We start from the raw sequence: 3,377 nt of genomic DNA on the forward strand, positions 1-3,377 counted from the left end.
CGTTCGTACGAGACCCTTTGGAGATGGGCCCCCCCGCCCGATTTGATTGAAATCGGCGGCCGATTTAAATTGAAATGGTCGGCCGATTTAGATTGAAATCAGTGGCCGATTTGCATTGAAATACACACTTGAAAGACTGTTGTTCCATGATCCGTCAAATACACGGTTATGTCAAAAGGTTGAGCCTGACTGGTCAAAAGTACATGAAGAACTCAAAAACAAAGATGTAACGAAAGATCTTTTATGGCAAGAGTATAAAGAGCAATATCCACAAGGGTATCAGTACACGCGGTTCTGTCAGCTTTATAACAAATGGTTAGGCAAGCTGGATTTTGTGATGCGTCAGGATCACAAGGCAGGCGAGAAGCTGTTTGTAGACTACTGCGGGACAACGGTACCGGTAACGGACCGGTACCGCGGAGAGATTAAACAAGCGCAGGTATTTGTCGCAGTACTCGGTGCGAGCAATTACACCTATGCCGAGGCATCATGGAGTCAGGAGCTTTATAACTGGATAAGCTCGCACGTGCATGCATTCGAGTATTTTGGAGGGGTACCCGAGCTTATTATTCCTGACAATCTGCTTTCCGGGGTATCGCGTGCAAACCGGTATGAGCCGGACATCAATCCCACGTATCAGGAGATGGCAAGCCATTACGGGGTAGCGGTAATCCCGGCGAGGGCAAGAAAGCCGCGGGACAAGGCAAAGGTAGAGGCAGGGGTGCAGTTGGTACAGCGGTGGATTCTTGCGAGGCTGCGCCATGAGACATTCTTTTCTCTTTATGAGCTTAACAATCGTATAAAGGAATTGCTCAGTGCGCTCAATAAGCATCCATTCAAGAGGCTTGAGGGGTCAAGGGAAAGCCTTTTTAACACTATAGACAAGCCAGCATTAAAGCCATTACCCATAGAGCCTTATGAGTATGCACAGTGGAAGCATGCACGGGTAAACATTGATTATCACATAGAGGTGGACAGGCATTATTACAGTGTTCCTTATCAACTGGTGGGCAAGCAGCTTGATGTACGTATAACAGCCCAAACTATTGAATGCCTCTATAAGGGCAAACGGATAGCAAGTCACATAAGGAGTCAAGAACAGAACAGGCATACGACGATAACCGAGCACATGCCCAAGGCACATCAAGAATATGCACAGTGGACACCTCAGAGGCTTATAAGCTGGGCAAACAAATCCGGCGGACATGTGTCCGTGTTTATAGAAAAGCTTCTTTTACAAAAGCCGCATCCGCAGCAGGGATTCCGTTCGGCTCTTGGGATTATGAGACTTGGTAAGCACTATGGAGACGATAGACTCAACGAGGCTTGCAAACGGGCGTTGGGCATAGGAGCCATCAATTACAGAAGTATAGAGTCCATCCTGAAAAACGGACTTGACCGCAAACCAGTGCAAGAACAGTCAGAGCTTTTTCATGGGGCTTTACAACATTCCAACATCCGCGGACCTGAATATTATCAATAAAAACACAAAACAAAAGGAGGAAATATATGTTAAACAATCCTACACTTGATAAGCTTTATGGGTTAAAGCTTACGGGTATGGCAAAGGCGTACGAAGAACAGGCACAGATGAAAGACATCGAGGCATTAAGCTTTGAACAGAGATTTGGGTTACTAGTGGACACGGAGATGACCCAGCGGGAAAACCACCGCCTTGTCAACAGACTTAAGTCTGCAAAGCTCAGGCTGAATGCCTGTATAGAAGACATTGATTTAAGATATTCACGGGGACTGGATAAGCATCTTTTGCCCCAGCTTGGTACGTGTCAATGGATAAAGGATCATCTCAATGTCCTTGTAACAGGGCCTACAGGCATCGGAAAGTCTTATATAGCCTGTGCTCTTGCACAAAGCGCATGCAGACAAGGGTATAAAGCACTGTATCTGAGACTACCACGCCTGCTTGAAGAACTCGGCATCGCACAAGGGGACGGCAGATACAATAAACTGCTGACAACCTTTTCTAAGACAGAGCTCCTGGTGCTTGATGATTTCGGATTATCCAAACTCCCACAACACCAATGCCGTGACCTGCTTGAGGTTATGGAAGACCGCCATGGACTGAAGTCTACCATTGTCACCAGCCAACTACCGGTTAAAAACTGGCATGATATGATGATAGACCCCACCCTTGCAGATGCCATATTGGACCGCCTTGTCCATAATGCTTATAAGATTGAACTTACCGGGGAATCCATGAGAAAACAAAGAAAGGCTTGACTATAAATGAACTATTGGAGATAAACAAAAATGCCAGCGTCGCTAACGCTCCGATGGGGGTGCCGAATGATATTGAAATCAGGTGCCGAATAGAATTGAAACAGACTGCCGAATGGAGTGAAATACACAATCTCGCCTAATCTCGCCCATACCCAATCTATAGGAAAAAATTTTTGACTATTATCAATATCTAAAACCGTATTTATGTTCTCTTTTTTCAAAGGCTTCTTTTCCTCCCTCAAGGATTTCACATACATGTTCTCTTATTCCTTGTTTTTCTAAAATGCTATTTGTCGAATCATCTTTAAACGTATTTTCAAGAGAACCTTGAACATAAGATATTTTTGAAACTTGTTTTCCTAAACTTCTATCAAAATTCGCAACAATTATCTGCTCAGAATCAGTATTAACGACAAGGTTTGGATTATGAGTAACTATTATTACCTGCCTTCTTTTTTTAGCATCTCTGAAATATCTCATAAGAGTCTGGTAAATTGAGCGATTATCAAGATTTTCTTCTGGCTGATCTATAAGTATAGGGCGTTTATCTTCCTTGTCTAATTCTAAAAATAGGATAAGCAGTGCGACTCCTTTAAGGCCTGGTGATAAATTATCAAGTTCTATCCCATTAAATTTTATAGAATAACTAATACTATAATAATCCATTCCATAGAGCCAATCGTAAAAGTCTTTTTCGGTATAGCCTTCCTTTAATTGCGTAGAAATCTTATAATCAATGCCTTTTTCATCTTTTAAGAATAGAGCCTCAATATCGTTTATAAATTTCCATATAATTTCTTTATTGGGGTTAGATAAATCTTCATTTTCTATTTTAAGTGGTAATTTTTGATGTTCTAATTCTCCATAAAGAGATTCAATAGTCCTTCGATAAAACCGCCCTTTGTTTCCATGATCTATAAGGCTACCTCCTCTATCTGCCATACTTTTTGTATCAAAATTAAATTGAATAGAAAAATTAAATAGTCTTTCGTTTTCCTCAGTACTTTCTTGCAATTCTTTTACTAAGGGTAAATAAATATCTTCTAACTTCTTTTTTTCTTTAAAAAGAAGATTGAAGAATTCTATAAATATTTTTTTTCTGTTTTCATAAAATGTAGGTAGAGGAGGTAGCCTTA

At 41.5% G+C, this 3,377-nt stretch carries 2 protein-coding genes and 1 pseudogene; 2 read left to right on the forward strand and 1 reads right to left on the reverse strand.

The annotated features are described in order from the left end of the window. Positions 1-172: 172 nt before the first annotated feature. Positions 173-1,483: pseudogene (gene istA / locus M1381_00300) on the forward strand (IS21 family transposase). A 26-nt stretch (positions 1,484-1,509) separates the two neighbouring features. Continuing rightward, positions 1,510-2,241, forward strand: a complete 732-nt coding sequence (gene istB / locus M1381_00305) for an IS21-like element helper ATPase IstB (protein ID MCL4477530.1) — start codon at positions 1,510-1,512, stop codon at positions 2,239-2,241. Between the two features lie 183 nt (positions 2,242-2,424). Here istB and M1381_00310 read toward each other — a convergent pair. Further along, positions 2,425-3,377: ATP-binding protein (locus M1381_00310; protein MCL4477531.1), on the reverse strand; the 953-nt coding region annotated here is incomplete at its 5' end.

The organism is Deltaproteobacteria bacterium (genome assembly GCA_023382265.1).
Taxonomy (GTDB): Bacteria; JAMCPX01; JAMCPX01; order JAMCPX01; family JAMCPX01; genus JAMCPX01.